Source organism: Paenibacillus sp. y28 (genome assembly GCF_037137075.1).
GTDB lineage: Bacteria > Bacillota > Bacilli > Paenibacillales > NBRC-103111 > JBBBNV01.
Genome location: NZ_JBBBNV010000015.1, coordinates 42,896 through 68,666 on the forward strand (window position 1 = coordinate 42,896; position 25,771 = coordinate 68,666).

Annotated in this window: 26 protein-coding genes; 20 read left to right on the forward strand and 6 right to left on the reverse strand. The window is 53.4% G+C overall.

Annotation, left to right across the window (positions count from 1 at the left end):
• Positions 1-29 precede the first annotated feature (29 nt).
• Entirely contained in the window at positions 30-1,868 is a 1,839-nt protein-coding gene (locus tag WBG83_RS13420; protein WP_336745600.1) for a S8 family peptidase, read from the reverse strand.
• Between the two features lie 165 nt (positions 1,869-2,033).
• Here WBG83_RS13420 and WBG83_RS13425 point away from each other — a divergent pair, with 165 nt between their 5' ends.
• The 13 genes from WBG83_RS13425 to WBG83_RS13485 all read left to right on the forward strand — a co-directional run bounded on the left by WBG83_RS13425 (position 2,034) and on the right by WBG83_RS13485 (position 12,908).
• Positions 2,034-2,531 (forward strand): DUF3907 family protein, encoded by a 498-nt coding sequence (locus WBG83_RS13425; RefSeq protein ID WP_336745601.1) that lies wholly within the window; start codon positions 2,034-2,036, stop codon positions 2,529-2,531.
• 67 nt (positions 2,532-2,598) lie between these two features.
• Positions 2,599-2,808 carry a DUF1540 domain-containing protein gene (locus tag WBG83_RS13430; protein WP_336745602.1) on the forward strand — a complete coding sequence of 70 codons (210 nt, stop codon included), beginning with the start codon at positions 2,599-2,601 and terminating at the stop codon, positions 2,806-2,808.
• Positions 2,809-3,093: 285 nt separating this feature from the next.
• On the forward strand, positions 3,094-3,762 hold the full coding sequence (locus tag WBG83_RS13435; RefSeq protein ID WP_336745603.1) for a lytic transglycosylase domain-containing protein: 669 nt from the start codon (positions 3,094-3,096) through the stop codon (positions 3,760-3,762).
• A gap of 221 nt (positions 3,763-3,983) precedes the next feature.
• Positions 3,984-5,132, forward strand: a complete 1,149-nt coding sequence (locus WBG83_RS13440; RefSeq protein ID WP_336745604.1) for a cysteine desulfurase family protein — start codon at positions 3,984-3,986, stop codon at positions 5,130-5,132.
• A gap of 58 nt (positions 5,133-5,190) precedes the next feature.
• On the forward strand, positions 5,191-6,402 hold the full coding sequence (gene thiI, locus WBG83_RS13445) for a tRNA uracil 4-sulfurtransferase ThiI (protein WP_336745605.1): 1,212 nt from the start codon (positions 5,191-5,193) through the stop codon (positions 6,400-6,402).
• Positions 6,403-6,511: 109 nt separating this feature from the next.
• The gene (locus WBG83_RS13450) at positions 6,512-7,171 is read left to right on the forward strand and encodes a TerC family protein (protein WP_336745672.1); all 660 of its coding nucleotides are present in this window, start codon (positions 6,512-6,514) and stop codon (positions 7,169-7,171) included.
• A 257-nt stretch (positions 7,172-7,428) separates the two neighbouring features.
• Positions 7,429-7,905 carry a hypothetical protein gene (locus tag WBG83_RS13455; protein ID WP_336745606.1) on the forward strand — a complete coding sequence of 159 codons (477 nt, stop codon included), beginning with the start codon at positions 7,429-7,431 and terminating at the stop codon, positions 7,903-7,905.
• Between the two features lie 140 nt (positions 7,906-8,045).
• Entirely contained in the window at positions 8,046-9,887 is a 1,842-nt protein-coding gene (gene typA / locus WBG83_RS13460) for a translational GTPase TypA (RefSeq protein ID WP_336745607.1), read from the forward strand.
• Between the two features lie 21 nt (positions 9,888-9,908).
• Positions 9,909-10,181, forward strand: coding sequence for a YlaH-like family protein (locus WBG83_RS13465; protein ID WP_336745608.1), 273 nt, complete (start codon positions 9,909-9,911; stop codon positions 10,179-10,181).
• A 179-nt stretch (positions 10,182-10,360) separates the two neighbouring features.
• Positions 10,361-10,873: a hypothetical protein gene (locus tag WBG83_RS13470; RefSeq protein WP_336745609.1), complete on the forward strand. Its 513-nt coding sequence runs from the start codon at positions 10,361-10,363 to the stop codon at positions 10,871-10,873.
• Positions 10,870-11,226 (forward strand): hypothetical protein, encoded by a 357-nt coding sequence (locus WBG83_RS13475; protein WP_336745610.1) that lies wholly within the window; start codon positions 10,870-10,872, stop codon positions 11,224-11,226. The genes WBG83_RS13470 and WBG83_RS13475 overlap by 4 nt, the downstream gene beginning before the upstream one ends.
• Complete coding sequence (locus WBG83_RS13480; RefSeq protein WP_336745611.1) at positions 11,223-12,293, forward strand: LCP family protein; 1,071 nt, start codon at positions 11,223-11,225, stop codon at positions 12,291-12,293. The genes WBG83_RS13475 and WBG83_RS13480 overlap by 4 nt, the downstream gene beginning before the upstream one ends.
• A gap of 162 nt (positions 12,294-12,455) precedes the next feature.
• Positions 12,456-12,908 (forward strand): pyridoxamine 5'-phosphate oxidase family protein, encoded by a 453-nt coding sequence (locus WBG83_RS13485; RefSeq protein ID WP_336745612.1) that lies wholly within the window; start codon positions 12,456-12,458, stop codon positions 12,906-12,908.
• 82 nt (positions 12,909-12,990) lie between these two features.
• On the opposite strand, the gene WBG83_RS13490 is transcribed toward WBG83_RS13485, so the two are convergent.
• The gene (locus WBG83_RS13490; protein ID WP_336745613.1) at positions 12,991-13,581 is read right to left on the reverse strand and encodes a YhcN/YlaJ family sporulation lipoprotein; all 591 of its coding nucleotides are present in this window, start codon (positions 13,579-13,581) and stop codon (positions 12,991-12,993) included.
• Positions 13,582-13,679: 98 nt separating this feature from the next.
• On the opposite strand from WBG83_RS13490, the gene WBG83_RS13495 reads away from it, so the two are divergent.
• Positions 13,680-15,011: a PhoH family protein gene (locus tag WBG83_RS13495; RefSeq protein WP_336745614.1), complete on the forward strand. Its 1,332-nt coding sequence runs from the start codon at positions 13,680-13,682 to the stop codon at positions 15,009-15,011.
• A 96-nt stretch (positions 15,012-15,107) separates the two neighbouring features.
• Here the strand turns inward: WBG83_RS13495 and WBG83_RS13500 are convergent, their stop codons facing one another.
• Positions 15,108-15,638 carry a hypothetical protein gene (locus tag WBG83_RS13500; RefSeq protein WP_336745615.1) on the reverse strand — a complete coding sequence of 177 codons (531 nt, stop codon included), beginning with the start codon at positions 15,636-15,638 and terminating at the stop codon, positions 15,108-15,110.
• 146 nt (positions 15,639-15,784) lie between these two features.
• Here WBG83_RS13500 and WBG83_RS13505 point away from each other — a divergent pair, with 146 nt between their 5' ends.
• A complete protein-coding gene (locus tag WBG83_RS13505; RefSeq protein ID WP_336745616.1) occupies positions 15,785-17,182 on the forward strand; it encodes an extracellular solute-binding protein in 1,398 nt (465 codons plus the stop codon).
• A gap of 72 nt (positions 17,183-17,254) precedes the next feature.
• Here WBG83_RS13505 and WBG83_RS13510 read toward each other — a convergent pair whose 3' ends face one another.
• Both WBG83_RS13510 and WBG83_RS13515 read right to left on the reverse strand, forming a co-directional pair.
• The gene (locus WBG83_RS13510) at positions 17,255-18,421 is read right to left on the reverse strand and encodes a coiled-coil domain-containing protein (RefSeq protein ID WP_336745617.1); all 1,167 of its coding nucleotides are present in this window, start codon (positions 18,419-18,421) and stop codon (positions 17,255-17,257) included.
• 69 nt (positions 18,422-18,490) lie between these two features.
• Entirely contained in the window at positions 18,491-19,435 is a 945-nt protein-coding gene (locus WBG83_RS13515; protein WP_336745618.1) for a hypothetical protein, read from the reverse strand.
• A 145-nt stretch (positions 19,436-19,580) separates the two neighbouring features.
• Between WBG83_RS13515 and WBG83_RS13520 the strand changes: the two genes are divergently transcribed.
• Entirely contained in the window at positions 19,581-20,702 is a 1,122-nt protein-coding gene (locus WBG83_RS13520; protein ID WP_336745619.1) for a class I SAM-dependent methyltransferase, read from the forward strand.
• Positions 20,703-20,879: 177 nt separating this feature from the next.
• On the opposite strand, the gene WBG83_RS13525 is transcribed toward WBG83_RS13520, so the two are convergent.
• Positions 20,880-21,110 (reverse strand): DUF2626 family protein, encoded by a 231-nt coding sequence (locus tag WBG83_RS13525; RefSeq protein WP_336745620.1) that lies wholly within the window; start codon positions 21,108-21,110, stop codon positions 20,880-20,882.
• 327 nt (positions 21,111-21,437) lie between these two features.
• Between WBG83_RS13525 and WBG83_RS13530 the strand changes: the two genes are divergently transcribed.
• The 4 genes from WBG83_RS13530 (at position 21,438) to bshC (ending at position 25,689) form a co-directional block, all read left to right on the forward strand.
• Complete coding sequence (locus tag WBG83_RS13530; protein WP_336745621.1) at positions 21,438-22,094, forward strand: RsfA family transcriptional regulator; 657 nt, start codon at positions 21,438-21,440, stop codon at positions 22,092-22,094.
• A 248-nt stretch (positions 22,095-22,342) separates the two neighbouring features.
• Complete coding sequence (locus tag WBG83_RS13535) at positions 22,343-23,374, forward strand: 2-dehydropantoate 2-reductase (protein ID WP_336745622.1); 1,032 nt, start codon at positions 22,343-22,345, stop codon at positions 23,372-23,374.
• 6 nt (positions 23,375-23,380) lie between these two features.
• Positions 23,381-23,761, forward strand: coding sequence for a DUF3397 family protein (locus tag WBG83_RS13540; RefSeq protein WP_336745623.1), 381 nt, complete (start codon positions 23,381-23,383; stop codon positions 23,759-23,761).
• 290 nt (positions 23,762-24,051) lie between these two features.
• Positions 24,052-25,689: a bacillithiol biosynthesis cysteine-adding enzyme BshC gene (gene bshC, locus WBG83_RS13545; protein ID WP_336745624.1), complete on the forward strand. Its 1,638-nt coding sequence runs from the start codon at positions 24,052-24,054 to the stop codon at positions 25,687-25,689.
• Positions 25,690-25,771: the final 82 nt, after the last annotated feature.

Consider the following 25,771-nt stretch of genomic DNA (forward strand, 5'->3'; position numbering starts at 1 on the left):
AACGCCCCTTGGGGCGTTTTTTTGTTTTTTTATTTGCCGGTGTATTTGTCCTCAATACGGCCGATTTCCCTCCCGACGTAACTGGAGGTCAGGGTCAAGGAGCCTTGACTTTGACTGGCTTGATCCAGCGCCTTGACGACATCGATTTGCCCGTATCCGTAATATTTGTCCTGCCCGGCGGTTCCTAAGTCCTCGGCGGTTTGGCGCATAATGTTCATGACGTCCGCATTACGCAGCTTCGGATTAACGGAACGGATGAGCGCTGCCAGGGCGGATACATGGGGACTGGCCATAGAGGTTCCGGACAAGGCTGCGTATTGATTGTGCGGATAGGTGCTCGGTATGTTAACGCCCGGAGCGGATACGTCGACATAATCTCCAAAGTTGCTGAAGGAAGCCTTTGTTTTGTTTGCATCCGTCGCAGCTACAGCAAATACCTCGGGATAGGCCGCAGGATAGCCGGGCTTCTCGGTATTGTCGTTCCCGCTTGCGGCAATAAGCAGCACGTCCCGGTCATACGCATATTTAATCGCATCATGGAGGAACTCCGCCTGTGCGTAATTTCCAAGACTGAGATTAATGACTTTTGCCCCGTGATCAACAGCCCAAATAATGCCCTGGGCCACAGAATAGGTTGTCCCGGCCCCGGTGTGATCCAGCACCTTTACCGGCAAAATGGGATTAAACCATGACATCCCGGCGACGCCCTCTTTATTGTTGGTGATGGCGGAGATCACACCGGCGACGTGAGTGCCGTGGCCTACATCGTCTTCGGGTGGAGAAGTCTGATCAACCATGTTGCGGCCCTCCAGAAGCCGTTCCTTCAAATCAACATGGCTAGTATCTACGCCGGTATCGACTACGGCGACAATCACCTTATCCGTGCCCCGCCCGACATCCCAGCCCTTCAGGGTTTCGATAATCGGAAGGTTCCATTGATATTTGGAGAACAGCGCGTCATTGGGTACGACGGATTCGTTGGTCGTATACAAAAAGTGCGGCTCCACATACTCCACATGAAGCTGTTTGAAATAGGACATCAGCTGCTTGGCTTCCATCGTTTGAGACTCAAAAACATACGTATAGCCAAGCTTTTCCATCTTGGCGGCCCCGATGTCCTTGCGGATTTGCTCCAGCTCCGCGGCACTTGGCGGCTGCCGGAATTTGACCACAACCTGATTGACATGGTAATGGCTTGTCCCTTCGTTATCCTCAGGGTGATCGACCTTCACATCGCGCAGCGTGTCGGAATCCACTGATTCGATTTTCCAGCGGTTGTCGCTAGGGTAGGGCACAAGCCGCAAGTCCTTGCGCAGATCATTTTCCACCTTGTACAAAATTTGCTGGCGGACTACGCCGACGAGCGCCTGCTGCCCGTCGGCGGAAGGCACGCCCAGCACAAACATCCGGTTTTCCCCTTCGCCTGCGCCCGGCGATTGATAGGTTTGTCCTGCCAGCGCCTGCTGTCTGGCTTGATCCAGATACCCGGCTACCAGCGCTTGATCGGATGACGTCAGCTTTCCGGCTTCCGCTGCGGCGGATGGCCCTTGAGCCGGTGTCTTTTCCAGCCACTCCAGATGCGTCATATGATGGTGCTCCTGCTTCAGCTTTTCCAGCCGTGCGCGGGCTTCCTCAGGGCTGGCGGGCCGGGGCTCGTTTACAGCCTGCTGGAAATCCAGCAAGCACTGGGAACGGCACAGATCGTCAGTTCGGCTTACATCGTTCTCCAGTAGCGACTGCTTGGCCTGAAGCTCATGCTCCGGGCTGAGCAGCTGTCCCTGCCGCTGTTCCTTTGTGCAGCCGGCCGTGCTGATCAGAAGCGTGCTTGCAGCGCACAGAACTACCAGCGGGGATAATTTTTTTGGCATGCTGCTGCCTCCTCCTGTCGTTTGATCGTATGGATTAGGCTTGGAAGGAAGGAGAGCAAATATTCATGAATTGGCTGTACCCTTCGCAGTGAATTTATGGTACGATAATGCTGATTAATTGGTGCCGACAGGGCAGCAATATGCACTTAAGGGGGTCAATACAACGTGGCAGTCGACGTTAAATCATTATGTGAATCAACCAAAGCCAAATTAAAAGAAGCTATCAATGCTATGGAACAATTTCTGAACACGCAATCCCTTGCGGGTTTGAACACGGATAATGACCCGGAGATGGATGAATTTTATAAAGGATATTTGGCTGATACACGTCATCTGCTTGTATTCAGCGAAGTATGCTACGAGAAGCTGGGGGTCTGTCTTCGCCGTCCTTCCTTTCATGCGGAGCAAGCAGAAAGGGCGCTTTACGAAACTTACCACAACTCCATTAACAGCTACTTTTATCCGCAGCATGAGTGTTATTCGGAGGATGGCCGCTATGCTTATACCGGGCATGATGCGATCCGCTTCCGCAAGAAGCCGTCGCGTGCGGTTCGCGATCTGACCATCGGCCTTTCGCCGATTTTTGAGAGCCTTCGGGAAGAGCTGGCGTATTACGAAAACGATTATATTAATCAAAAACGAATTCACGGCGAGCGCGTTTAATTTGAGCCGCCAGTAAGTATATCTCTCCTCCGGAACGGGAAGCTTGTAAAGGAGGGGGTGAATACGTATGGCGAAACCAACAGTCAAGTGCAGTGTTTCCAACTGCGAATACTGGGCTACGGGGAATAATTGCTCAGCAGAGTCCATTATGATCGAAATCGATTCGCATGCCTCTCGAAGCTTTGACTCCGAGTTTGCCCAAGAATCAGGTCATCAGGATACGGCGGGCACGAGTGCAGAAACCTGTTGTCTGACCTTTAAACCGAGACAGGGCTGATACGAATAAAAAGGCAGTCAATGCCTTTTGGTATCAAACCGGGCGGTTTTTAGGTGAGAGCGGACATAAACAAGCAAGCCGGGGCTGTCTTCTGGCTTGCTTGTTTGTATGAAGCGGCCTTTTTCCGCGGACGTATGCGGCACCTGTCAGGTAGGAATCGGGAATCGAGCTTCAATAAAAGGAGTAAGAATAAGCGGATCGGCACTAGAATATGTTCAGGAAACGGTGTAAAATAATAGCCAGGTATGACAGAAGGCTATTCATGTATGTGAGGAGACCCGGGCAATGAACAAAATTCATCCGAGTGTGGTGCAACAGCTCATTCAGCTGCAGCTGCAAAGCGCAATGGACAAGCCCTTTGGCTCAACCGGCACAGGAGCAAGCAGCACTGAATTTGCAGGGATGCTGCAATCCCTTGTGGGGGCTGAAGATGAGAATGCGGGTTTATCTTCGGACAGCAGCGCTGTGCAGGGCTTAGGGCGGTTATCCAGCTACATATCCATTGAAGCGGGAAAACGCGCAGGCGGCATGTCCTCCGCCGGCCAATATGACGAAATAATTGAACGGGCAGCAAAACGCTTTGGCGTGGATGCCTCCCTGATTAAATCCGTAATCCAGAATGAATCCTCCTTTCGCCCGGATGCCGTTTCAGGCGCGGGGGCTAAGGGCCTGATGCAGCTGATGGACGGGACGGCCAAAATGCTGGGGGTAACCAACTCATTTGACCCTGAACAAAATATTAACGGCGGCGCTAAATATTTGAACTACCTGCTGTCAAAGTATAACGGGAATGAAGCGCTGGCGCTGGCCGCTTATAATGCGGGACCGGGCCGGGTGGACAAGCTGGGCGTGACGCATGATGCCGAGCTGATGGCGCGGCGTTCCGAGCTTCCGGAAGAAACGCGCAATTATATAAGCCGTGTATTGAATACACGCAATTCCTATCTTGGATAGGTTTGATGTTATAGCCTGGCCCACTGTTCAGTAACCCCGTTGACCGTAGTGCGATCAACGCCAGTCAAGCTGTATGCTTGCAGGTGCTTGGTCGTTTTTATTTGCCGTCAAGGCTTCACCCTGCGGCGGGTATGGACACGATAGGATCCCCATACCGTATCCCCCACACCCGTAGATTTCAAATTTGGGGAATATCGGCATGAGGGCGGAAAGGAGCGGTTATGCTATATTTTGACCATTGCGCGACAACGCCGGTAGATGAGGAGGTTCTTCGCGCAGTGACCGAGGTCATGCGTACGGCGTACGGCAATCCGTCGGCTCTGCACAAGCTGGGTGTGGAAGCGGAGCGGCTTGTCAACAAAGCCCGAAGCGTGATTGCCGGACAGCTTTCAGTGCGGCCGGAGGAAATTATTTTCACCTCTGGGGGGACGGAAAGCAACAATTTGGCGGTCAAAGGCGCAGCTTATTATTACCGCAGCCGGGGGACGCATCTGATTACGACCCGTATCGAGCACCCTTCCGTCATGGAGCCGTTTCGGCAGCTGGAGGAGGAGGGGTTCCAGGTCACGTACTTGGATGCGGACCAGAGCGGAGCGGCTTCTGTGGCCCAGCTTGCACAAGCCTTGAGGCCTGATACCATTTTGGTAAGCATGATGCATGTCAACAATGAAACAGGGCGGATTCAGCCCGTAGCCGAAGCGGGAGCACTGCTAAAGGCGTATCCGCGCATTTTATTTCATGTTGACGCGGTGCAGAGCATCGGCAAGCTGCCGCTAGCTCTCTCGGACTGGGGGATTGACCTGTGCAGCATATCCGCGCACAAAATCCGCGGCCCCAAGGGAGCGGGAGTGCTGTACCGGCGCAATGGTGTACAGCTGCGTCCGCTGCTGGCCGGGGGCGGACAGGAGCAGGGGGCCCGCTCCGGTACGGAGAATGTGCCGCTTATTGTCGGCACCGCCAAGGCGGTCAGGCTTGCCTGTGAGCGCCAGCCTGCAGCAGCCTTGAAGCTGCGGCAGCTGCGCAGGCAGCTGTTAGACCTGCTCGCCCGGGAGCCAAGGCTTGTTTATAATGGGTCGCTGCAGGAGACGGACATGGCTCCGCAGGTCGTGAATGTTTCTGCGCCGGGCTTGAAGGCGGAAGCTGTTGTGCATGCGCTGGAGGAGCTTGGGATTTGCATCTCGACCAAGTCGGCCTGTTCCTCCGGCAAAGAAGAGCCGAGCAGCGTACTGCTTGCTATGGGAGCGGACCGGCAGCGGGCGGTAAGCCCGCTGCGGATTAGCTTATCCGAAGCGCATGAGCCGGAGCAAATCCAGCAGCTGGCAGCCAAGCTGAGCGCCGCACTGGACCGGGTGGCGGCAGTTTCCCGATAATTCAGTCAATACAGATTTTCATCAGGTCAATGTCGTCGATGAAGAAAAGGAGAACAGTATGAAGCCGGATCTCGTTGTTCTCCGCATGGGAGAGCTTACTCTTAAAGGGAAAAACCGAAGCAAGTTTGAAAATCGCGTTATCCAGCACATCCAAACCATTCTCCGCGCGTATCCGCAGGTTGCGCTGCACCGGGAATACGGGCGGCTGTACCTGCGGCTGCACGGTGCGCCGTACGAGCCCATAGCGGAGCAGCTAAGAAACGTGTTCGGGCTCTTTTCCTTCAGCCCTGCTGTACAGACGGCGCTGGATCCCGTCATTATTCAGCAGGCTGCACTGGAACTGGTGCAGTCCCGGTCGAATCCGCCGGCTACCTTCAAGGTTGAGGTTAAACGGGTCAATAAATTATTCCCGATGAATACACCGGAGCTGGCCAGGTTTGTGGGGGGATACATTTTGCCACGGATACCGGGCCTGAAGGTGGATGTGCGCAAGCCGGAGCTGCAATTAGTGATCGAAATCCGCGAGGACGGCGCTTATTTATTCGACCGTGTAGAAGCGGCTCCCGGCGGTTTTCCGCTTGGAACCAACGGCAAAGCGATGCTGATGCTGTCCGGAGGCATAGATAGTCCCGTCGCAGGCTGGTATGCGATGCGCAAGGGGCTTAAGCTTGAAGCGGTGCATTTTCACAGCTACCCGTATACCAGCGAGCGGGCCAAGCACAAGGTTCGTGAGCTTGCTTCACAGCTTGCTCACTATTCAGGCTGTATCCGTCTTCATATGGTACCGCTAACAGAAATCCAATTGAAGCTGAAGCAGAACGCGCAAGAAAATTTGCTTGTAACCCATACGCGCCGGGCTATGTATCGGCTTTGCGAACGGCTGGCTGAGCGGGAAGGGGCCCGGGCGATCGTAACAGGGGAAAGCCTTGGACAGGTGGCCAGTCAAACCTTGCCGAGTCTTGATGTAATCGGGCGGGCCTCCGGACTGCCGCTGCTGCGTCCGCTTATTATGATGGATAAGCAGGAGATTATTCCGGTGGCGGAGCGGATTGGAACCTTCGACCTGTCCATCCAGCCGTATGAGGATTGCTGCACATTATTTTTGCCGCGATCCCCGAGCACGAATCCGAATGTACATGTCGTTGAACGGCAGGAGGCAGTCTGGGGCTGGTATGAAGAGCTTTTGAATGATGCGATCGCGCGTACGGAAACGGAGCTTGTATTTCCGGGAGGGCCGCAGCTGGAAGAGGACGATCAAGATTTATTTTAAACGGGACAACATAAATCAGGCCAAGCCGGACTATGATTCCTAAAGATACCCTTTTTACTTTTACAATACACGGCAGTATGATTTCAATGCTTTGGAGGGCTAGTTGATGATTTTGGAGTGGATTTTTCTTTTTTTCCAAATTATGCTTATTAATATTGTATTAAGTGGGGATAATGCGGTCGTCATTGCCCTGGCCAGCAAAAATTTGCCGGTTCATCAACGGAAAAAGGCGATTTGGTGGGGGGCGTTCGGAGCGGTCGGCCTTCGGCTGATTTTGACCGTTATTGCTATTTATTTACTTGCCGTCCCATACATTCAGGCTATCGGCTCTCTGCTTCTGATGTATATCGCCATCAAGCTGCTGATTGAGGATGAGGGGCATGCAGATGTCAAAGAAGCAAGCACGCTGATGGGCGCCATCGGTACCATCATTGTGGCTGATTTCGTCATGAGCCTGGACAACGTGCTGGCGATCGCGGCTGTTGCCAAAGGCAACATTCCGGTAATCGTGCTCGGCATTGGCCTTAGCGTGCCGATTATTATTTGGGGCAGCACGCTGGTTATGAAGCTGCTTAGCCGCTATCCGATTCTTGTTTTTGTAGGCGCGGGTATTTTGGGGTATACGGCCGGCGAGATGCTGATGAAGGATGAGAAGGTGAAGGAATGGCTTCCGCATGCGATACCTCATTGGATTATTCCTGTGCTGTTCACAGCCATTGTGATCTTGTCTGGTGTAATTAAAAAAATAGCAGGCCGGGGCAAGCACTAGCTCTCCTTTTTACGAGTTCAAATGCCGGCTCCGTCCCTTCGTCCCAGCTTCACGTGAAACAATGAACTGTGCAGCATTCAACCGTTCCAGGCCTGACCGGCTGAAGAACGGTTTTTTACTTCCCGATTTTTCGGATAGCCAACTCATTTCATGCTGACCGCTGACCGCGCAACGTGTTTCCGCTACTAGGCAGGTGTCAATTTTTCGGATAAAATGGAAATTGGTGATACACCGCACGTGGTTCTGGAGGGATGGACTTGTCGAAACAACAGTATTCACTAGGCTGGCTTATCATTGTTATCGGAGCGATAATCGTTCTTGGCAAATTAGGCGTGTTTCATTTTTTGGGCAAGGTGTTCTGGCCGCTGCTGCTCCTGATTCCGGGACTTCTCCTTCATTATTTATTTTTTAACCGGCGGTTTTCGGCGGCAATGCTCGTTCCGGGCGGTATTTTGGTCTCATACGGAGCGCTGTTTTTGTTCTGCACGGTTTTCGGCTGGTGGGCGATACGCTGGCTTTGGCCCCTGCTGATCTTAGGCGTGGCGCTTGGGCTATATGAATATTATTGGTTTGACAGGAATCCGCCGCGAGGGGTTTATGTCGCCTCGATGGCTCTCGGGATTTTGTCGGCGTTGTTGTTCTTTTTCATTTTTTTCTTCTCGATCGGAATTTATTTTATTGCCGCCGTTCTGGTTATTTCGGGGATTTATCTTGTTGTAAGCAGGAAAAAATAAGCATGTTGCGCCTGTTTTTCTTATGGAAGCTGCCGCAGGGCTCTTGCATTTTTCGGCATGAAAATCTATAATGAAAACAAATGTCAAGCGTCGGAGCTGTCCGGCGCTTCTTTATTGAAGAGAGGATTGAAACCATTCCAATGATAAACAGAGAAAACATCCGCAATATTGCCATTATTGCCCACGTAGACCATGGCAAAACGACACTTGTTGACAAGCTTCTGCAGCAATCCGGTATTTTCAGCGCGCACGAGCAGCTTCAGGAGCGGGTCATGGACTCCAACGATCTGGAGCGTGAGCGCGGGATTACCATTTTGGCGAAAAATACGGCGGTAACGTATAAAGATTATTTGATTAACATTGTAGACACCCCAGGCCATGCTGACTTCGGAGGCGAAGTAGAGCGCATTATGAAAATGGTTGATGGGGTGCTGCTCGTTGTGGACTCCTTTGAAGGCTGTATGCCGCAAACCAAGTTCGTGCTGCGCAAAGCACTCGAGCAAAACTTGACGCCAATCGTCGTCTTGAACAAAATCGACCGTCCGAACGCCCGTCCTGCTGAAGTTGTAGACGAGGTGCTGGAGCTGTTTATCGAGCTTGGGGCCAATGACGACCAGCTTGATTTCCCGGTTGTTTATGCTTCCGGTCTGCAAGGAACGTCCAGTCTTGTGCCAGAGAAGCAGGATGACAACATGCTGGCCCTGTACGAAACAATTATCAGCCAGATTCCGTCCCCAACCGAGAACCCGGAGGAGCCGCTGCAATTCCTGGTAACTCTGATGGATTACAATGAATATTTGGGCCGAATTGGCGTTGGCCGTGTGAACCGCGGCAAAATCCGTCAAGGTCAGCCGGTTGCCGTAATGACCCGTGAAGGCGGAACGAAGCAGGCCCGGATTGAGAAGCTGTTCGGCTTTCAAGGCTTGAAGCGGATTGAGATTGAAGAAGCTGCGGCGGGCGATATTATCGCGATTGCCGGGATTAAAGACATTAACATCGGGGAAACGATTGCCGATCCGGCAAACCCTGAAGCGCTTCCGGTACTGAAAATCGATGAGCCGACACTGCAAATGACGTTTCTTGTCAACAACAGCCCGTTTGCAGGCCGTGAAGGAAAATGGGTCACGTCCCGGAAGCTTCGTGAGCGTCTGTTCAAAGAGCTGGAGACCGACGTGGCGCTTCGTGTCGAGGAAACGGACAGCCCGGATGCGTTTATCGTCAGCGGACGCGGCGAGCTCCATCTCGGGATTCTTATTGAAAATATGCGCCGTGAAGGCTTCGAGCTGCAGGTTTCCAAGCCGGAGGTTATTATCAAAATGGTGGACGGCGTCAAGATGGAGCCGATTGAGCGCCTGTTGATTGACGTGCCGGAAGAAAGCATGGGCTCGGTTATGGAAAGCCTTGGTACGCGCAAAGCCGAAATGGTGAACATGATTAACCACGGCAACGGCCAAGTGCGCCTGGAATTCCTGATTCCGGCACGCGGTCTGATCGGATACCGGACGAACTTCCTGACACTGACTCGCGGCTACGGTATTATGAACCATGCGTTTGACAGCTATGGCCCATATGCAGGTGCCGGCGTAGGCGGACGTCATCAGGGCGTGCTGATTTCGACAGAGAACGGCACGGCCACGCTTTACGGTATTTTGTCCGTCGAGGATCGCGGGATTCTGTTTGTTGAGCCTGCGACAGAAGTATATGAAGGCATGATCGTCGGCGAGCATACTCGCGATACGGATATTGTTGTCAATATTTGCAAAGAGAAACAATTGACCAACATTCGATCTGCGGGTAAAGATGATACGGTCAAAATGAAGGTGCCGCGCATTTTCTCCTTGGAGCAAGCGCTGGAATACCTCAATGATGACGAGTACTGCGAGATTACGCCGAAATCGATTCGTCTCCGCAAGAAAATTTTGAACAAAAGCGAGCGGGAGCGTGCAGAAAAACAACGTAAAATGGCTGAAGCCGGAGTTTAATCAGGACGGGGGAAGCGCTCCATGCAAGCATGGTTTGTAAGTCATCCGTTTTGGACCTATGTCATTATTTATGTGTTTGTTGCGTATGTGTACATTAAAGTGTTTCGCGTACGCAGACTGCCGCTCCTGAAAGAATTCATTGTTTACGTATTACTTGGCGTCGGTGTTATAATTTTATGGCTGTTCCAGATGGATTTGGGGCTGCCGATTATTATCAGCCTCGGCGTGGCCATATTGCTCATGCTCATTGTCCGAATCCGGTTCTGGGTACAGGCGAAGCTTGGCAAAAAATAACGCTTTGCTCACGGCAGCCCGGGCAGGCGGCGAAAGCCGTCTCTTCCCGGGCTGCGCTTTTTTATTAGTCAGGGGCGCGGGGGTTACCGTAATTTTTCAATTGAATGAGCTTGAACTCGCAGCAAAATAGAAGCGGCGAAGGATGGCATACAAATGATTTCAATAGGAGAGGGATGCCAATGTCGAGGGTATGGCTCGTTCCGCTGAAAAGCCGCGACCCGCTGACGCTGGGCGGAGAGAGGCTGGGCTGTGATGATCCGGATTCACTTCAGGCTTTGCGCCTGCTGATGCAGGAGGTCCATCCAAGAGCGCTTATGCTGTTTAAAACAGCAAGCCTGCTTGCCGAAGAAGAATCTGCAATCCCCCGGGAGAGCGGTGCAAACGATACAGCGCCGTTTGATACGGGTAAACAGTCTTCCTTGTCCTGCGGCGTATCTATGGCACGGCTTGAGTTGAACGTGCCTGGTGAAGTGACGATTGGCGGGACTCCGGGTGCCATGCGGTTGTCCTCCTGTGCTGAAGCCTTGCTGAACCGGCTCCCGGCTGTCGCTGAAGTAAAGAGGTGGATGGATGATGCCCCAATCGGGAGAGCAGGGCTTCCTGCGCAGGCCGCGCAATGGCTGGAAGCGATGCAGAGGTGGCACGGCGAAGGCTGGGATGTCATACTGCTGAAGGAGGATGGACAGCAATGAGGCTGCAGGATGCATTGTTTAATTGGCTTCAAATTCGTCTTGTCTCGGAAGGACGACCGGGGGATGGGGCTGCGATGGAAACCCAGCAATTTTTTATGCAAATTTTAGAGGAAGACCATAAACTCAGCCAGGTCGGGTTTCGCATAGAAGATGAGGAATACTACATCGTTCATTACATCGCCGAAGGCCAGCCGCGTGAACAGCGGTTCGACCGGGAGCTTGCGGATCAGCTGCTTGCAGAAATCAACGCCAATCCCAAATATAATGACAGTCCTATACCGCTGCAGGGTAGCGTCAAAACGGGCTGCGGCAATGCCGGCGAGGAGACCGGAGAGGGAGGGGGTGCGGAATGAGCGCTCAGCCTCCGACGAACGGGCCGGAGCCGCCTTCATTTGTGAAACGGGGCACTCCTCTTAGCCGCAAAGAGTCGGCAGATATCCGCAAGCATGTCAAACGTGCGGCCGGATCACGTCCCTCTGGCTGGCGTACCTTCGGCAAGATTTTATTGTGGATTTTGTTTATCGGACTTCTGGGTGGCGGTGCCGCGGCGGGTTATGTGCTGTTAAAGGCGGACCAGGCGATTCGTACCGTCGGAACAGATGCTTCCGTGCCTGCAGACAAGGCGGATAAACCGTTTGCAATGCTCCTGCTCGGCATGGACACCCGAAAAGCGACGGGCAGCCTGAATACTGATGTCATTATTGTGGCGGCGTTTAACCCGGAGCGGAAAACAGCTACGCTGGTTTCCATTCCAAGGGATACCTACATGACGGTGAAGGTGAAGGGACTGCGTCAAAACAAGGCCAATGCGTATTATGCCAATTTTAAATTGGGCGAGCAATCCAAGGGCCAGGCCGAAAAAGAAATGAAGGACTTGTTCTCCAAATATTTGGACGTGCCGATCTCATATATCGGCTCCGTTGATTTCTCCGGGTTTGCCGCAATCGTGGATCGGCTCGGAGGCTTGACGCTGACAGTGGATTCCGACATGTGCTACCGTGATAATTACGATAAAACCGATATTCGCCTCAGCAAAGGCCTGCAGCACCTGGATGGGGAACAAACGCTTAATTTTGTGCGTTATCGCCATTCGAACTGCCGTCCGGCTACACCGGAATCCAATGATATTGAGCGAAATGAGCGTCAATCCATGGTGCTGCGGGAAATTCAAGGCCGCATGCTGTCGCTCGGCAGTCTGACCAGGCTGGGCCCTGTCATTGAAGCAGCTGGAGAGCATGTCAAGACGGATATGCCGTCCGAGCAAATTCGCAGGCTCCTGATGACATATCTTTTGGCGGGCCGCGATAATATGAACTATGTACACCTTGCCGGAAAATGGCAAAGTCCTTATATTACGATCGATGAAGAGGAGCTGAAGCAGGCCAAGGATGCGTTGAAGCAGGAACTCAAGGAAGAGTGACTGTTCGGTGGCAGACGGTATGTTATCCGGGCTGGAGCCCACTTTAAAAGAGCCGGTTTTATGCTATAATAGAGGCAAAGGCATTTAGTACATAAGCTTTTACTGATGAACGCCATACCTGACTTTAGACGCATGTAAGCGATAAAGGAGGCCTTCTACTACATGGCAGAACTCGTAACAGCATTATCCGAACCCCTGCTCAGCCTGCTTCGGCAGCAAACGCTCGTTTTGCTCGGCACGACTGATGCGCAGACGGATTCGCCGGCGATTAGCGCCATTTCTTGGGTGTATGCAGTGAATGCCAAAACGGTAAGGTTTGCCATTGATCAGCGTTCCCGGGTAGTAGCTAACCTTGGCAAACAGCCGCTGGCTGTATTGACTGTGTTCGGCGAAGGAACTATCAACGCTATTTACGGCAAAGCCAGACTGGTCTGTGAAGCCCTGGAGGAAGTGCCCTTCAAGCTGGCCTGCTTTGATGTTGAAATCGACACGGTGCGGGATGCGATGTTTTATGGCTCCCGCATTTCTGTCGATCCGGAATATGAGAAAACCTATAACAAACAAGCTGCGGAGAAGCTGGATGGACAAGTGTTTTCCGCAATGAAAAAGGCCTAAGTACGTTTTGTGTACTAGGCTTTTTTCTTACTTCTTACTTGATATAAGGAGAAGGGGTGTGCGGATTCCAGGCTTTTTCAGGCTACAGGTTATTGGATTGAAACTGCCCTTCGTTTTCCGCTTTGCTCGGCTCGGGCTGCTCCGGACGAATGTCTCTTGGAATTTGGGGGACGATACGTCCGATCAGCTCGGCTAACTGCTCCGCTATGCCGGCCATAGGACGTCCATGACGGACGTCATCCCGGATTCGGGCGATTCGCGCATTCAAATCCAGATCCGCTGTGACGAAGGCATTGACGCCATACGGGTCCTTGCGAAGCGCTTCTGCTACGGAATACTTAATGACATCGACCCGGGCCCGTTCGAGCGACTCATCTACATCAAGACCGACAATAGCTGTGTTGCCGATGACAACGCAGGTTGCTTTTTTAACACTGGGATTACTCTCCGCCAGCTTCTCCAAATGATCGGCAACTTCTTGCCGGTTCTCGATTTGCTTCTTCTCCGGCGCCGTTTGCTGTACACGGATTTGACCGGCTTGACCCGTTGATTCTTGAGAGGGGGCGGTTTCTTTCTGTTGATTCATACACCCGGCCAGCAGTAAACAGCTTATTCCTGTCGTCCACAAAATGCGAAGACGCATGTGCATCCGTCCTTTCCGCGATTGGTTCATTGTTTCATAGGTTGTCCCGCATGCGCCTCGGTTATGTACTTGATCGTGCCTTCCGATTTCCAATTCAGGGCAGGCACAATTCATAGGAGGGAACCCGGATGAAAAAAATTTACGTGCTCGATACAAACGTACTGCTGCATGATCCGAACGCGGTTTTCGCTTTTGACGATAACGATGTCGTTATTCCGGCTGTCGTGCTGGAGGAGATTGATACCAAAAAGCGGAATGCCGACGAGCTCGGACGAAATGCCCGGTATGTATCTAGACTTCTGGATTCCCTTCGGTCGCAAGGCCGCTTATTTGAAGGCGTGGAGCTGGAGCAGGGGGGCTCTGTAAAGGTAGAGCTGAACCATCGCAGCTTTGTGAAAATGCAGGAGGTGTTCGGGGAGATAACGAATGATAACCGCATTCTGGCGGTTGCTTTGAATTATCATGTTGAAGAGCAGGAGAAGCCGGAGCCCAAGCCTGTCGTTATTGTCAGTAAGGACACTTTGGTTCGGATTAAAGCCGATGTGCTGGGCTTGACGGCCGAAGACTACATGTCCGACCGGATCGTAAGCCAGAGCGATATGTATGCCGGGTGTATCACCCTGAGGGTTCATCCGGGAGTGATCGATGAATTTTACAATGCCCGGTTCCTCCCGGTTTCCAGTCTGAACTTGGGATACCCGCTTCACCCGCATGAGTTCGTCATTCTGAAGGATGAAATGGGCACAAGCAAGTCGGCGCTGCTCAAAACGAGTGCAGATTCGAAGCGACTGGAGCCGCTGTTTCTCAGCAATGACCAAATCTGGGGAATCGGCGCCCGGAACGTTCAGCAGCGCATGGCGCTGGAACTCCTGCTGAATGATGACATACCGCTCATCACGCTGACCGGCAAGGCGGGAACAGGAAAAACGCTGCTGACGCTTGCCGCGGGCTTGATGAAAATCGAGGATGAGCGCAAATACAAGAAGCTGCTGATTGCGCGTCCCGTTGTCCCCATGGGCAAGGACATCGGTTATTTACCCGGAGAGAAAGAAGAGAAGCTGCGTCCGTGGATGCAGCCGATTTATGATAATCTGGAATTTTTGTTTGATACGAAAAGACCGGGAGATATCGACAAGGTGCTTGCGGGTCTGGGCAGTATTCAGGTCGAAGCGCTGACCTATATTCGCGGCCGGTCCATTCCGGGCCAGTTTATTATTATCGACGAGGCGCAAAATCTGACCAAGCATGAGGTCAAAACCATTGTGAGCCGCGTCGGCGAGGGCAGTAAAATCGTACTCATGGGAGATCCGGAGCAAATAGATCATCCTTATCTGGATGCAACCAGCAATGGCCTGACCTATTTGGTGGAGCGGTTTAAGCAGGAGCCTCTGTCCGGGCACATTACGCTGGAACGCGGCGAACGCTCGCCGCTCGCCCAATCGGCAGCTGATTTGCTGTAAGCCTTCCGAGGTCCGTCACCAATTTAACCCATCCCCTTGCGCTAAAAGAAAAAACCGCCTAGCTCCGATTCCAGCAGGATCGGGGAAGGCGGTTTTTTACTTGAAGGGATACCCGGTACCCGGGCTGCTCACTTCTTGCGGCTCCAGCCATTCGATGGCACACATATAGGCCCGGGCGATACCTTCCATCAGTGCCTTGAAGGAGCTATCGACTGCATAGATGCGGCCGTTTCCGTCAGGAAGGGCGGCGAGCAGATGCTCGTCCATTTGGGCTTCGGCCTGCTCCGGTGCTGCAGCCGCCGGCTGGAACGTGTGGAAGCGGAACAAAGCGCAGGCATCATGGTACAAATAACGGTGTCCCGCCCGGCTTTGAAAGCCATAGTCGTCCCAGAGCGGCTTCGTTTCCGCGGAAACTGGCAGCATAAGCAGCAAAACCGGTTCAGCGCCGAACTGATAGCGTTCACACAAGCCGGCCGTTTTTTCCTGCTCCTCCATGCTGTTGACAATGAGCAGCTCTTTATCGCGGTCGAATAATTGGATTTCCGCAGCCAGCGCCTTGACAAATTGTGCATAAAAGCCCGCCTGCTTGCCTTCCGGCGGCGCCATAATGATGCCATATTTTAGCATGTGCCCATCCTCCCGATTAGTTTCTTATCCAAATTATGCCACAGGAACGGTTCCTTCGGCAAAATGTGTGAAAATGTGGGTGACAAGACAAGAAGCGGCGGTTTCTGGTAGAATAAATAGAACAACGATTAACAAGGGAGCGCGTTATGATTAATCGGGGAACTTTATTCGGTAAGCTAAAAAAACGCTGGATTGTCATTACGGCGGTGGTTGTGTTTGCATTTGGAATGCTGCTGCAATTCGGACTGCAGAAGGAGTCCGTTTCTAATTATACGGAAGAAAACGCTGTTATATCCACCGGGGGCCAAACCGATCCCGGCGATGCGGCCAAAGAACTAAGCTTGTCCGTGTCTCTTATGCCCGGGGAGTTCGAAACCCTGCAGCAGCTGGTGAAGCAGGCTCAGTCTAAACTGCCGGGTGTCAAAATCAAGCTGGACAACCTGACGGAAAAAGAAGCGTACGAGCAGTACAAGAAAAGCGCCCAGCTCCGTGAAGGGCCGGATGTGATGCTGCTTGACAATATATGGGTGGATGAATTTGCCGCGCTCGGTTATTTGCTGCCTGTCGATGAGCAATACACGACCGAGCAGCAGGCCCAGACGCTGCAAACAGTCCTTGGCCAGATAAAATGGAACGGCTATTTGTGGGGCAAGCCCTTTCATGTGGAGCCTTACGGGTTTGTGTACAACAAGGATGTGTTGACCCGCTGGAAAAGCGCCCAGGATAACGACCCGGAGCTTGCGTCATCCAGCCTGCTGACCGCGCACAGGGCAAGCGCACGTCCGGCCGAGGACAAGTACGGTGTATTATTTGACGGCACGGACCCGTATGCTTTTTTCTCCGCCATGTGGGCGTTTGGCAGCGGGTATTTGCCCCCTTCGGGCAAAAGCGGCGCCGGCGCGGTTCTGCCTGGCGGGCAAACGGCAGCAGCTTTTAATGCCCCCGCCCAAGTAAAGCTGCTTGAAGCGATGTTATTTCTAACGGATGATAAAAAAGCGGCTAAACCGGCACCGGCTGCGAAGGAGTCGGCCGCCAGCAGGACAATCCCTCTTGCTTCTGAGACATGGAATGCGTGGGATGCGCTGGAGCAGGGCAAGGCCCTGATGCTGATTGCCTCATACAGCGAGTTCAAGGCTCACAGCAAGCCGGGAATTATTTTTAACGGCCTGCCCCTTGCCGGAGGAGAAGCGGGAGGATTATGGCTGAAAGGAAAAAGCCTTGTCGTCTCCTCCCGGTCGGAGGTCTCCAAGGAGGCTTTGCTGCTGGTCCAGGAGCTGACCTCGTCTGAAGCGCTGCTGAAGCTTTGGGAAGAAGCGAGAGTGCTTCCCGCTTATGCCAGCCTTTACGGGTCCCCTCGCATGAAGAATGATGCTGATTTAAAAGAGGTTCTTCCTCTGATTGATTATAGCAAGGCTGTGATGGGAGATCCCGGGCTGCAGAAGAAGCTGGCTAGCTTCAAAATAGAGCTGGACAAGCTGTGGAAGGGCGAGCACACGGTACAAACGTTCGCCGATCAGAGCCAGAAGCTGTTTGAGGGGAAATAAAATCAGCCGGATATCCTTGGCTGAATAAAAAGCAGCGCCGGTATTACGCTGCCGGGGCTGCTTCTAGACACGTTAAAGCTTAAATTGCAGGAGAATCTGGAGCTTGCCTTCGGTCAGCTGAATATCGGTAGCCTGGATAAAGGAAGCGAATAATTGCGGGTAAATGACTAACGGATATTCCGTTTCAAGCTCGGCTTTGGTGGATTCCGGCGTCGCAAAGCCGTTATACTGCAGGTCGTCAATTTTGAAGCGAATGGCGTTCTGGGGTGTATTCTCGATCTGGTAGGTTCCCTTTATCATCATGGCTTGCCCGTCCTCTTCGCCGCTTACCACCATTTCATTGCGGCCGAATCGGATGCTCATGTTGCGGAATAGCTCATTGCGGCTGCGAAGATGCTCGTTGATCTGGGTGTCGGTCAACTGAACGGAGGCCTTCAAGCCCATGCCTCCTTGCAGTGACATATTGTTCCCCTGACTGAGCAGATCCGTCAAGCTTTGGGACGCATCGCTGAGCGCTTTGAAATAACGGTTGAATAACGGCTTTCCTTGCTGCTCCCAGCGCTGGCTCATTGCCGCCAGTTCCGCTCTTGCCAAAGCCTGGCGGTCCTCCGGAAGCGAGGTGATTTGCTGCTCAACCTCTTGCTCCAGCGCTTCAAGCTTTGCTTTTTGATCCGACAGCCGGGTCTTCATGGCCAGCAGTTCGTCCTGTGCTCTAATCCGGCCTTCCCGCAGGGATTGCAGGTTCTGCTGCGCATCCGTTAAGCGGGTCAGTATCCGGCGGTCATGCTCCATCATTCTGGCAGCCAGCTCCGAGATCAGAATAGCCTCTGAGAAGGACCGGGCCTGAAGCAGAAGCAGCCATACGGACTTGCGGCTTCCCATATAATAAGCGGCCAGCATGTGATTCGCTTGGCGCCGGGCCTGTACAAGCTGGGCTGACGCTTCCTGCAGCTGCTCCTCGGTCTCCAGCAGCAGCTCCTGCAGCTCCTGCTCCTGAACAGCGAGCCGGGCCAGCTCTTGATTCACTTCACTTAAAGTAATTCCCTTCTGAAGCAAGGAGTGAAGCTCCGTATCCGCCGTCTGATCTGGAGCGGCCGCATTCTCTTGTAGCGGGGCAGCCGCAGCGACACCGGTTGAGGCCGGGATCAGCGGAGAAATAAGCCAAATCGGAACCAAGAGGACAAGCAGGGCCATGATTCCGCGGCGGGCCGGTTTTCTAGGCACTGTATCGTATGCCATCTGTTTATCCTGCTCCTTCCAAGGCTTGGATATCATTAGCGTATCACAAAATTCGAAAAAAATGACTCCTCATTTGCTGAGGAGCCGGAGAATTTGTTCTAACGGCTTGCTGCTGGCCGGGATTTCTTTTTCGAACGTGATAGAACTGCTGTTGATGTCGCTGTAGCGCTGTGTCAGTTTTAGTTGATAGGCATATGCTTTGCCGGAATCATTCGTGAAGTCAAAGACAAGCGAAGCGGTTTGATCCCGGATAAAGCCGTTCTCGTCCACATGAACCTGGATATCCGTAGGCGCTTTCAGCGCGAGCTTGCTGGAGGCCGCCTGCTTCTTCAGCTTGTCGGCTGTTTCCGCACCCAGGAGCGAGTATTGCTTGAGGGCGTCAACGAGCAGCGGAAGCTGAGGGGTCAGAGCTGCTGAAGCTTGGTCCAGATTTTTTTCATCCACATGCACCGTAAACTGCTGCGGTTGTTCTGTGAACCATGCGGGGTCCAGGCTGTCAATCAGCGTATTCATGATCGTCCGCATCAATTCGCCGGACGCTTTCAGATGTTCCGGCTGGATTACGCTTGGCGCGCCCTGTTTATCCCCAAGCGCGGTTAAATCCGCGACTGTGTATTCACCCGGTTTGTTTAGTAGGGGAATGGACAGGGCCAGTTTGCTGTCCTTCAGGATGACCGGGATTTCGACAGCGGCGGGGGAATCCTTGGGTGTGATTTTGACGGTACCCTCAAAGCGGACCGGATCGCTGGATGAAATGCCGGACCATTCGAGCCGGCTGTCACGGAAGGTGCTTAATACGGCGGCATAAACAGGATTTATGTTTCCGGTGGCTTGAAGCGGCATCGTGAGAGCGGCTTCGCCTTCAAAGCGGTACGTTTTCATTTCGGCTTGCTTGATGTAGGCTTCCTGCAGATGCGCTTTTGCGGCTTTATTGTCCTTACAGCCAGCGGCAATCACGATGAGCGCGCATGCCAGCGCAAGCAGACGCCATCGTTGGACTGGACGGGTCAACAAGTACATATAAGCTCCTTTCGGTTACGGTATCATCCCCCATTATAACGCTTGCGTCAATTCTTGTCTTGCAGGATTGCCTAATGCTGGCTGCGGTTAAGGAGGGAACGTCCGTGGGTAAGTACATAGAGAGAGAGGTGTATCGCGTTTGAAGCCTACTGTAACCCCGCTTCAAGGCTGGCTGGAGGAGAGGCTGGCGGCGCCGGATCAGAGCCGAATGACGTTCCGGGAGTATATGGATGCATGCCTGTATCACCCGGAATACGGGTACTACACAAGCGATCGGCAGAAGCTTGGCAAGGAGGGGGATTTCTATACCTCCGGCTTTATCGGAGGGGTATTCGGACCATTGATCGCACGGGAGCTGGCCGGACTGCATCAAGAGTGTACGGCCGGCTGCGAAGCCTTCCGGATTATGGAGTGGGGGGGAGGCGACGGGCGGCTGGCCGGGCAAATACTGGACTGGCTGAAGGCCGAAAAGGCGCAGCTTTACGCCAGATTGAGTTATGTCATGGTAGAAAGCAGTCCGCACCACAGAGCCTTGATCCACGAACGGCTTGCCTCGCACGCCGACAAAATCGTGCTGCTGGAACGGCCGCCGTGGGAATGTGGAATCGATGGGGCGGACTGGATGGTATTTTCCAATGAATTGCTGGATGCCATGCCGGTGCATCGCCTTGTATACGAGCGGAAGCAGTGGCGGGAAATCTATGTGGAACGGCGGGCAACGGGCGGGCTGTCCCTTGTCCGGGGCGGCTTATCAAGCCCTTGTCTGGCCTTATATGCAGCTGCTTACTGTCCGCAGGCCGAGGAAGGGCAGCACATTGAAGTGAATCTTGCGGCAATCGACTGGATAAGCCGGATCGGATCTTGGCTGGAAAACGGAGCGGTTCTCACGGTGGATTACGGGGACTTCGCTTCCGAGCTGTATGCCGCCCACCGGATGGACGGGACACTGCTGTGCTACTTCAAGCATCAGGCGCATGATCGTGTACTGGATCGGCCGGGAGAGCAGGATATGACGGCCCATGTCAATTTCAGCGCGTGCATCGATGCGGGACTTAAAGCCGGGCTGCGCCATGCGGGGCTGCGAACGCAGAAGCAATTTATGGTGGACGCGGGAATTTTGGAGCTTCTTCAATCCGATGTGTCGGGGGACCCGTTCAGCCCTGCGGCGAAGCGGAACCGGGCCATTCGCCAGCTGCTTCTCAGCGACGGCATGAGTGAGCTGTTTAAGGTGTTGAAGCAAGTGAAGACGCGGGAAGCTTAGCCTTGCGTATTTCTGGACGAAGCGGTTTGTATGCTAGCGTCAGGTGCATTAGCTATAGGTGCGGTGCTTGCCTGCATGGCATGACATCCGACCCGCAAAAAAACACCGCACGGCTTATCACGCCGGGCGGTGTTTTCGTGCATGGAAGCGGTATAAACCGTTTCTTTGTGTTATCGGCTACACACTCATCTCGAAGAAGGTCCAATATGAGAACCCGATAAACGCGAGGAACAGATATCCCCAGAAAATCATGACGTAGCTGCGTTCGGACAAATTCATATATCCCAACAAAGCAAAGGCAACTGCCTGGGCAAAAAACAACAGCGCCATCTGCGTCATATGACCTGCTAGTGCCATCAAGCCGATGACTAAAGCCCAAAAACCGAGTACACGAAACATGCGCGGCATCTATGTATCCCCCTTCCCTCTACACGGTCGACATTTTCACTGTTCATTATACCCGTAAGGTGCCCAAAGTGTAAACTATAATCCTTGACGAAATGGCAAACTTTTTGGTTTTCTCTTGACATTGCGTTTAAACGATGATCCCTTTTATCCTCCCTGCTAGTTTGTCCCTTTCCGAAGGACATCATGTATGAGGGCCCAAAAAAATGGCAATACCGGATAGTAACAAATAGATTCTATGAAATTCATTCTATGCATAGAGTGTAAAAGGCACAGTAAAAACGAAAACAGGAACAGGACAACGATAGAAATGTTGGGAGGTTTGACAACATGACGGCAGTTAGACAAGACGCATGGAGCGAAGAGGACGATTTGATTCTGGCTGAGGTAACCCTTCGTCATATCCGGGAAGGGAGCACACAGCTTGCGGCGTTTGAAGAGGTTGGGGAAAAAATAGCCAGGACAGCGGCGGCATGCGGCTTCCGCTGGAACAGCTGCGTCAGGAAGCGTTACGAGGCCGCAATTCAAATTGCGAAAACCCAGCGGCAAAAACGGAGCCACTTGAAGCGGGGCGGGGCTTCGCAGCAGCTTGCCTCCATTGCTACGGTGGAGACGGGGGAGCTGCCTTCTTTTAAAGGCGCTTCGCTCGGTGATCCGCTGGAAGAGTCGGTTTCGATAGACGCGGTGATCCGCTTTTTGCGCAGCTGGAAGGGGACCTATCAGGAAATGAGCCGGCAAATCAAGGGACTCGAACGGCAGGTTCGTGAGCGGGATGAAGAGCTGAACCGGCTGCGGCGGGAAAAGGATGTGCTGGATAAGGAAATGAATGAGGTCCAAACCGACTACCGGGTCGTGAACGATGACTACAAGGCACTCATTCAGATTATGGATCGGGCGCGCAAGCTGGCGTTTCTGGTAGAGGAAGAAGAAGAGCTGAAGACGAAGTTCAGAATGGATGCAAGTGGGAATTTGGAGCGGGTCGAATAGTCCGGAAGAACAAAAAAAATGAACACGAAATCAGGTTTGACAGCAGCCGGTTCCTGTGCAGGAAACCGGTTTTTTTGCTTGGATCAAAAACCAAATTCCTGATGCACCCGTTGGTTCCGGCAGTCAGCGCTTCGCCGGCTGGAGGGATGAGGCGGCAGGCTCTGACAATTCCCGGGCTGGCTATCGATTTTCGCAGGCAGTCCTTTTATAATAGGAATATCATCCTAAAGGAGCCTGACCATACCATTATGGAATCTTACAAAGGTCATGTAGATACAGACCAAAAGGTGCAGCGAGCGGCGATTATTGGCGCTGGCGCGCTGGGAAGGCTTTTGGCCGCGCGACTTCAGCCCTTCTGTGCGCAGCTGCTGCTGGTTACACGGACGAAGGAGCAGGCCGATGCCATCTCGGGCGGCGGCGGAATTCAGCTAGTAGACGGGACGGAGCATATCTTGGCCGATGCCCGCACTGCCGCGCTGGAAGGACCGGGAGAAGCCGTCCGGCTTCTTCAGGAAATGGAGCCGGAGTGGATTGTGCTTGCGGTAAAGCAGCAGCATATCAACGGGGCGTTAGCGGAATCGGTCCAGAGGGCGATGGGCGTTTCTACACGTCTGCTGCTGCTTCAAAACGGAATCGGTCATGTGGAGCGCCTGCTGGCGGCAGGCATTGACCCGGACCGAATGTATGCCGCCGTTACAACCGAGGGTGCCAAAGCCGAGGATACCCGCCGCGTGATTCACACAGGCCGCGGGCTGACGCGAATTGGCCCCGCGGTTTCGAAGGAAAGCGGCGGTTCGGAGCTTCATTCGGGGCCATTGTATCGCGAAACGGTGATTCGGGAAGCTCAGGGGCTGATCGGGCTGCTGTCCAGTGCCGGGTTTACGATACAATGGACAAATCCTATCGCTCCGTACGTTTGGAGCAAGCTGGTTATGAATGCGCTTATCAATCCGCTCACGGCAATTCTGCGCATTCGTAACGGGGAGCTGCTGGAGTCACCGCATGCGCTGGATCTGATGCGCAGGCTGTTCAATGAGGCCCTGCGCATAGCCGGTGCTGAAGGGGTTCCTCTCTCGCCCGGCTTATGGGAAGAAGTCCTGCAGGTGTGCGTCCGGACGGCTGCCAACAGCTCGTCCATGCTGCAGGATGTGCTCGCCGGAAGACCGACCGAGCTGGACTGGATTACCGGCGCGCTGCTCCGTGCCGCCGAGAAGTATGGCATGGATGCTCCTTCACATCGTGCTGTATATTTGCTGATGAAGGCAATCGAAGGGGAGTGATGCCTTATGGAATGGGTGATCGGATTTGTAAAGCAATTATACGCGGCTGCCATTACCTTCCCGCTGCTTTCTTTTGTTGTGCTCTGGCTTGGCTTTTATGCCATTTACTTAAACAAGCGCAAGGCGATGCTGCTGACGATCGATGTCACTTGCCTGCTCTTGTTTGGTGCAGTGGCCGAGAAGCTGATTTCTGTGTTTTCGTTTAGCTTCGCCTACTATTTTCTCCTGATTGTGTCGCTGCTTCTGTTCGGCTGGTTCGGCAACCTGCAGTACCGCAAGCGGGGGAAGGTGAACAGCAAGAAAATTATTTCCGTCATGCTTCGTCTCGGCTTCTTCGTACTGCTCGGCTGCGATTTGGTGCTCGGTGCAATTCAATGGTTCCTCTGAGGACCGAAGACCGCTGGCACTTTGGGGCTCCTGCTCCTGCTTACCTTGCCGGCCTGTTTACCCCAAAGGCTCTCCTTCCGATTGCAAGCGCCCGTCTCCGATTGCCTCCAAGCTGTCCTTATGAATATCTACAGAGCAGCAGCCTTCGCCTATTTTCCCAAAAAATCTAGTTTCCAGGTAAGATTTGCGGCAGCGCTCCCGCCGTGTATCGGGCTGTACGGTTTTGACGGCGGCCGGGGGGCGGGTGTACAATAATGGGAATGCAATCAGCATGATGAGGGGGAACCGACTTGAAGCTGGAAAGCGTCAACTGGCCGGGAGGCCAATCACAGAACGAAAGCTATCATCAGAGCTTTGAGCGGGTCAGCTCGCTCTATGAATATAATCCGCACACGGAAGTATCCTGGAAGGAACGGCTTGACTGGCTGCAGCGGCCCGATCGGCCTCAAGCGGACCGGAGCAAGCTGGCTGAAATCGTTACCGCGTACAATAAGCGTATGGGTGCCGGACCGCAAAGCGTAGCCAACGCCAGGCTGCTGGCGGAAGCAACTACGATGGTTGTTATCGGAGGCCAGCAGGCCGGTTTGTTTACAGGCCAACTGCTTGTAATTTACAAGGCCATGAACATTATTCAAGAAGCGAGATCCGCTTCTGCACGCCTCGGTGTGCCGGTAGTGCCCGTTTTTTGGATTGCCGGAGAGGACCATGATTTTGACGAGGCCTCCCATACATACATATTGAACCGGCAAGCCGAGGTGGAGCGGCTGCAGCTGCAGCATCCTACTGGCAAAAGAGAGCCGGTCAGCGCATTGAAGTTTACGCGGGAGGCCTGGGAAGAAGGGCTTGCCGCTTTGGAGCAGGGACTGCAGGATACTGAATTTAAACCGGATCTTCTGGGCCGTCTGCGGGATATTCACCACCAATCCGATACATTGTCCGAAGCGTTTGCGCGCACACTGGCGTGGCTGTTCGCCGATGAAGGGCTGGTATTTATCGATGCGGCCCTTCCCGAGCTTCGGCGGCTGGAAAGCGGATGGTTCGCCCGGCTCGTTTCAGAGAATCGGGCGCTGTCTGAGGCGGTCTGGGAAGGCAAGGAGCAAGTAGAGTCGCTTGGCTTTACTCCGCAGGCCGTCGTTGACCGGGAGCAGGCCCATTTGTTTATTTTGGTGGATGGCGAACGTACGATGCTTTACCATGATGAGTCAGACGGCTTTTTCCGAGACAGAAAAGGGACTGTGCGGTTTTCTGAAGCGGAGCTTCAGGATATCGCCGCCCGCCGTCCGGAGCTGCTCAGCAACAATGTCATGAGCCGCCCGCTGATGCAGGATTACGTATTTCCGGTGCTCGGTGTCGTGCTCGGGCCAAGCGAGGTGGCCTACTGGGGAATGCTGAAGCAGGCCTTCGGGGCACTGGGGATGAAGATGCCCGTTTTGCTGGCCCGGCGCGGGTTTACCCTGCTTGAGGGCACGGTGCAGAAGCAGCTGAACAAGTACGAGCTGACGTTCGATGACGTCATACAGCGGATTGACGCGAAACGCCAGGCTTGGCTGGACGCTCAGGATACGCTGCATCTTGAGCCGCGCTTTTCGGATGTGAAGCGGCAGTTCGCCGATTTGTATCGCCCTCTTCTGGATACGGCCGCAAGCCTGAATCCGGGGCTCGGGAAGCTGGGTGAAACAAATTTGCAAAAAATTTTGGAGCAGATTGACTTTATGCAGGCGCGCGCTCTGGATGCGCATAAATCGCAGTATGAGGCGGGACTCCGTCAGTTTGACCGGGTAAAAACGGCGATATTGCCGCTTGGTAAACCCCAAGAAAGAGTGTATAATATCTTTGTTTATTTGAATAAATTTGGCAGCGGCTGGATTCGGGAGCTGATGCAATCTTCATCTGCAATGAGCTCGCTGCATGCGGCGGTCTATTTTTAACCGATTGGCGTAAACTCGGTGTGAAGAGAGCTTGTGCACGCTGGCGAATCGTTGGTCATGTATAATTTTATCGTCAAGAAGA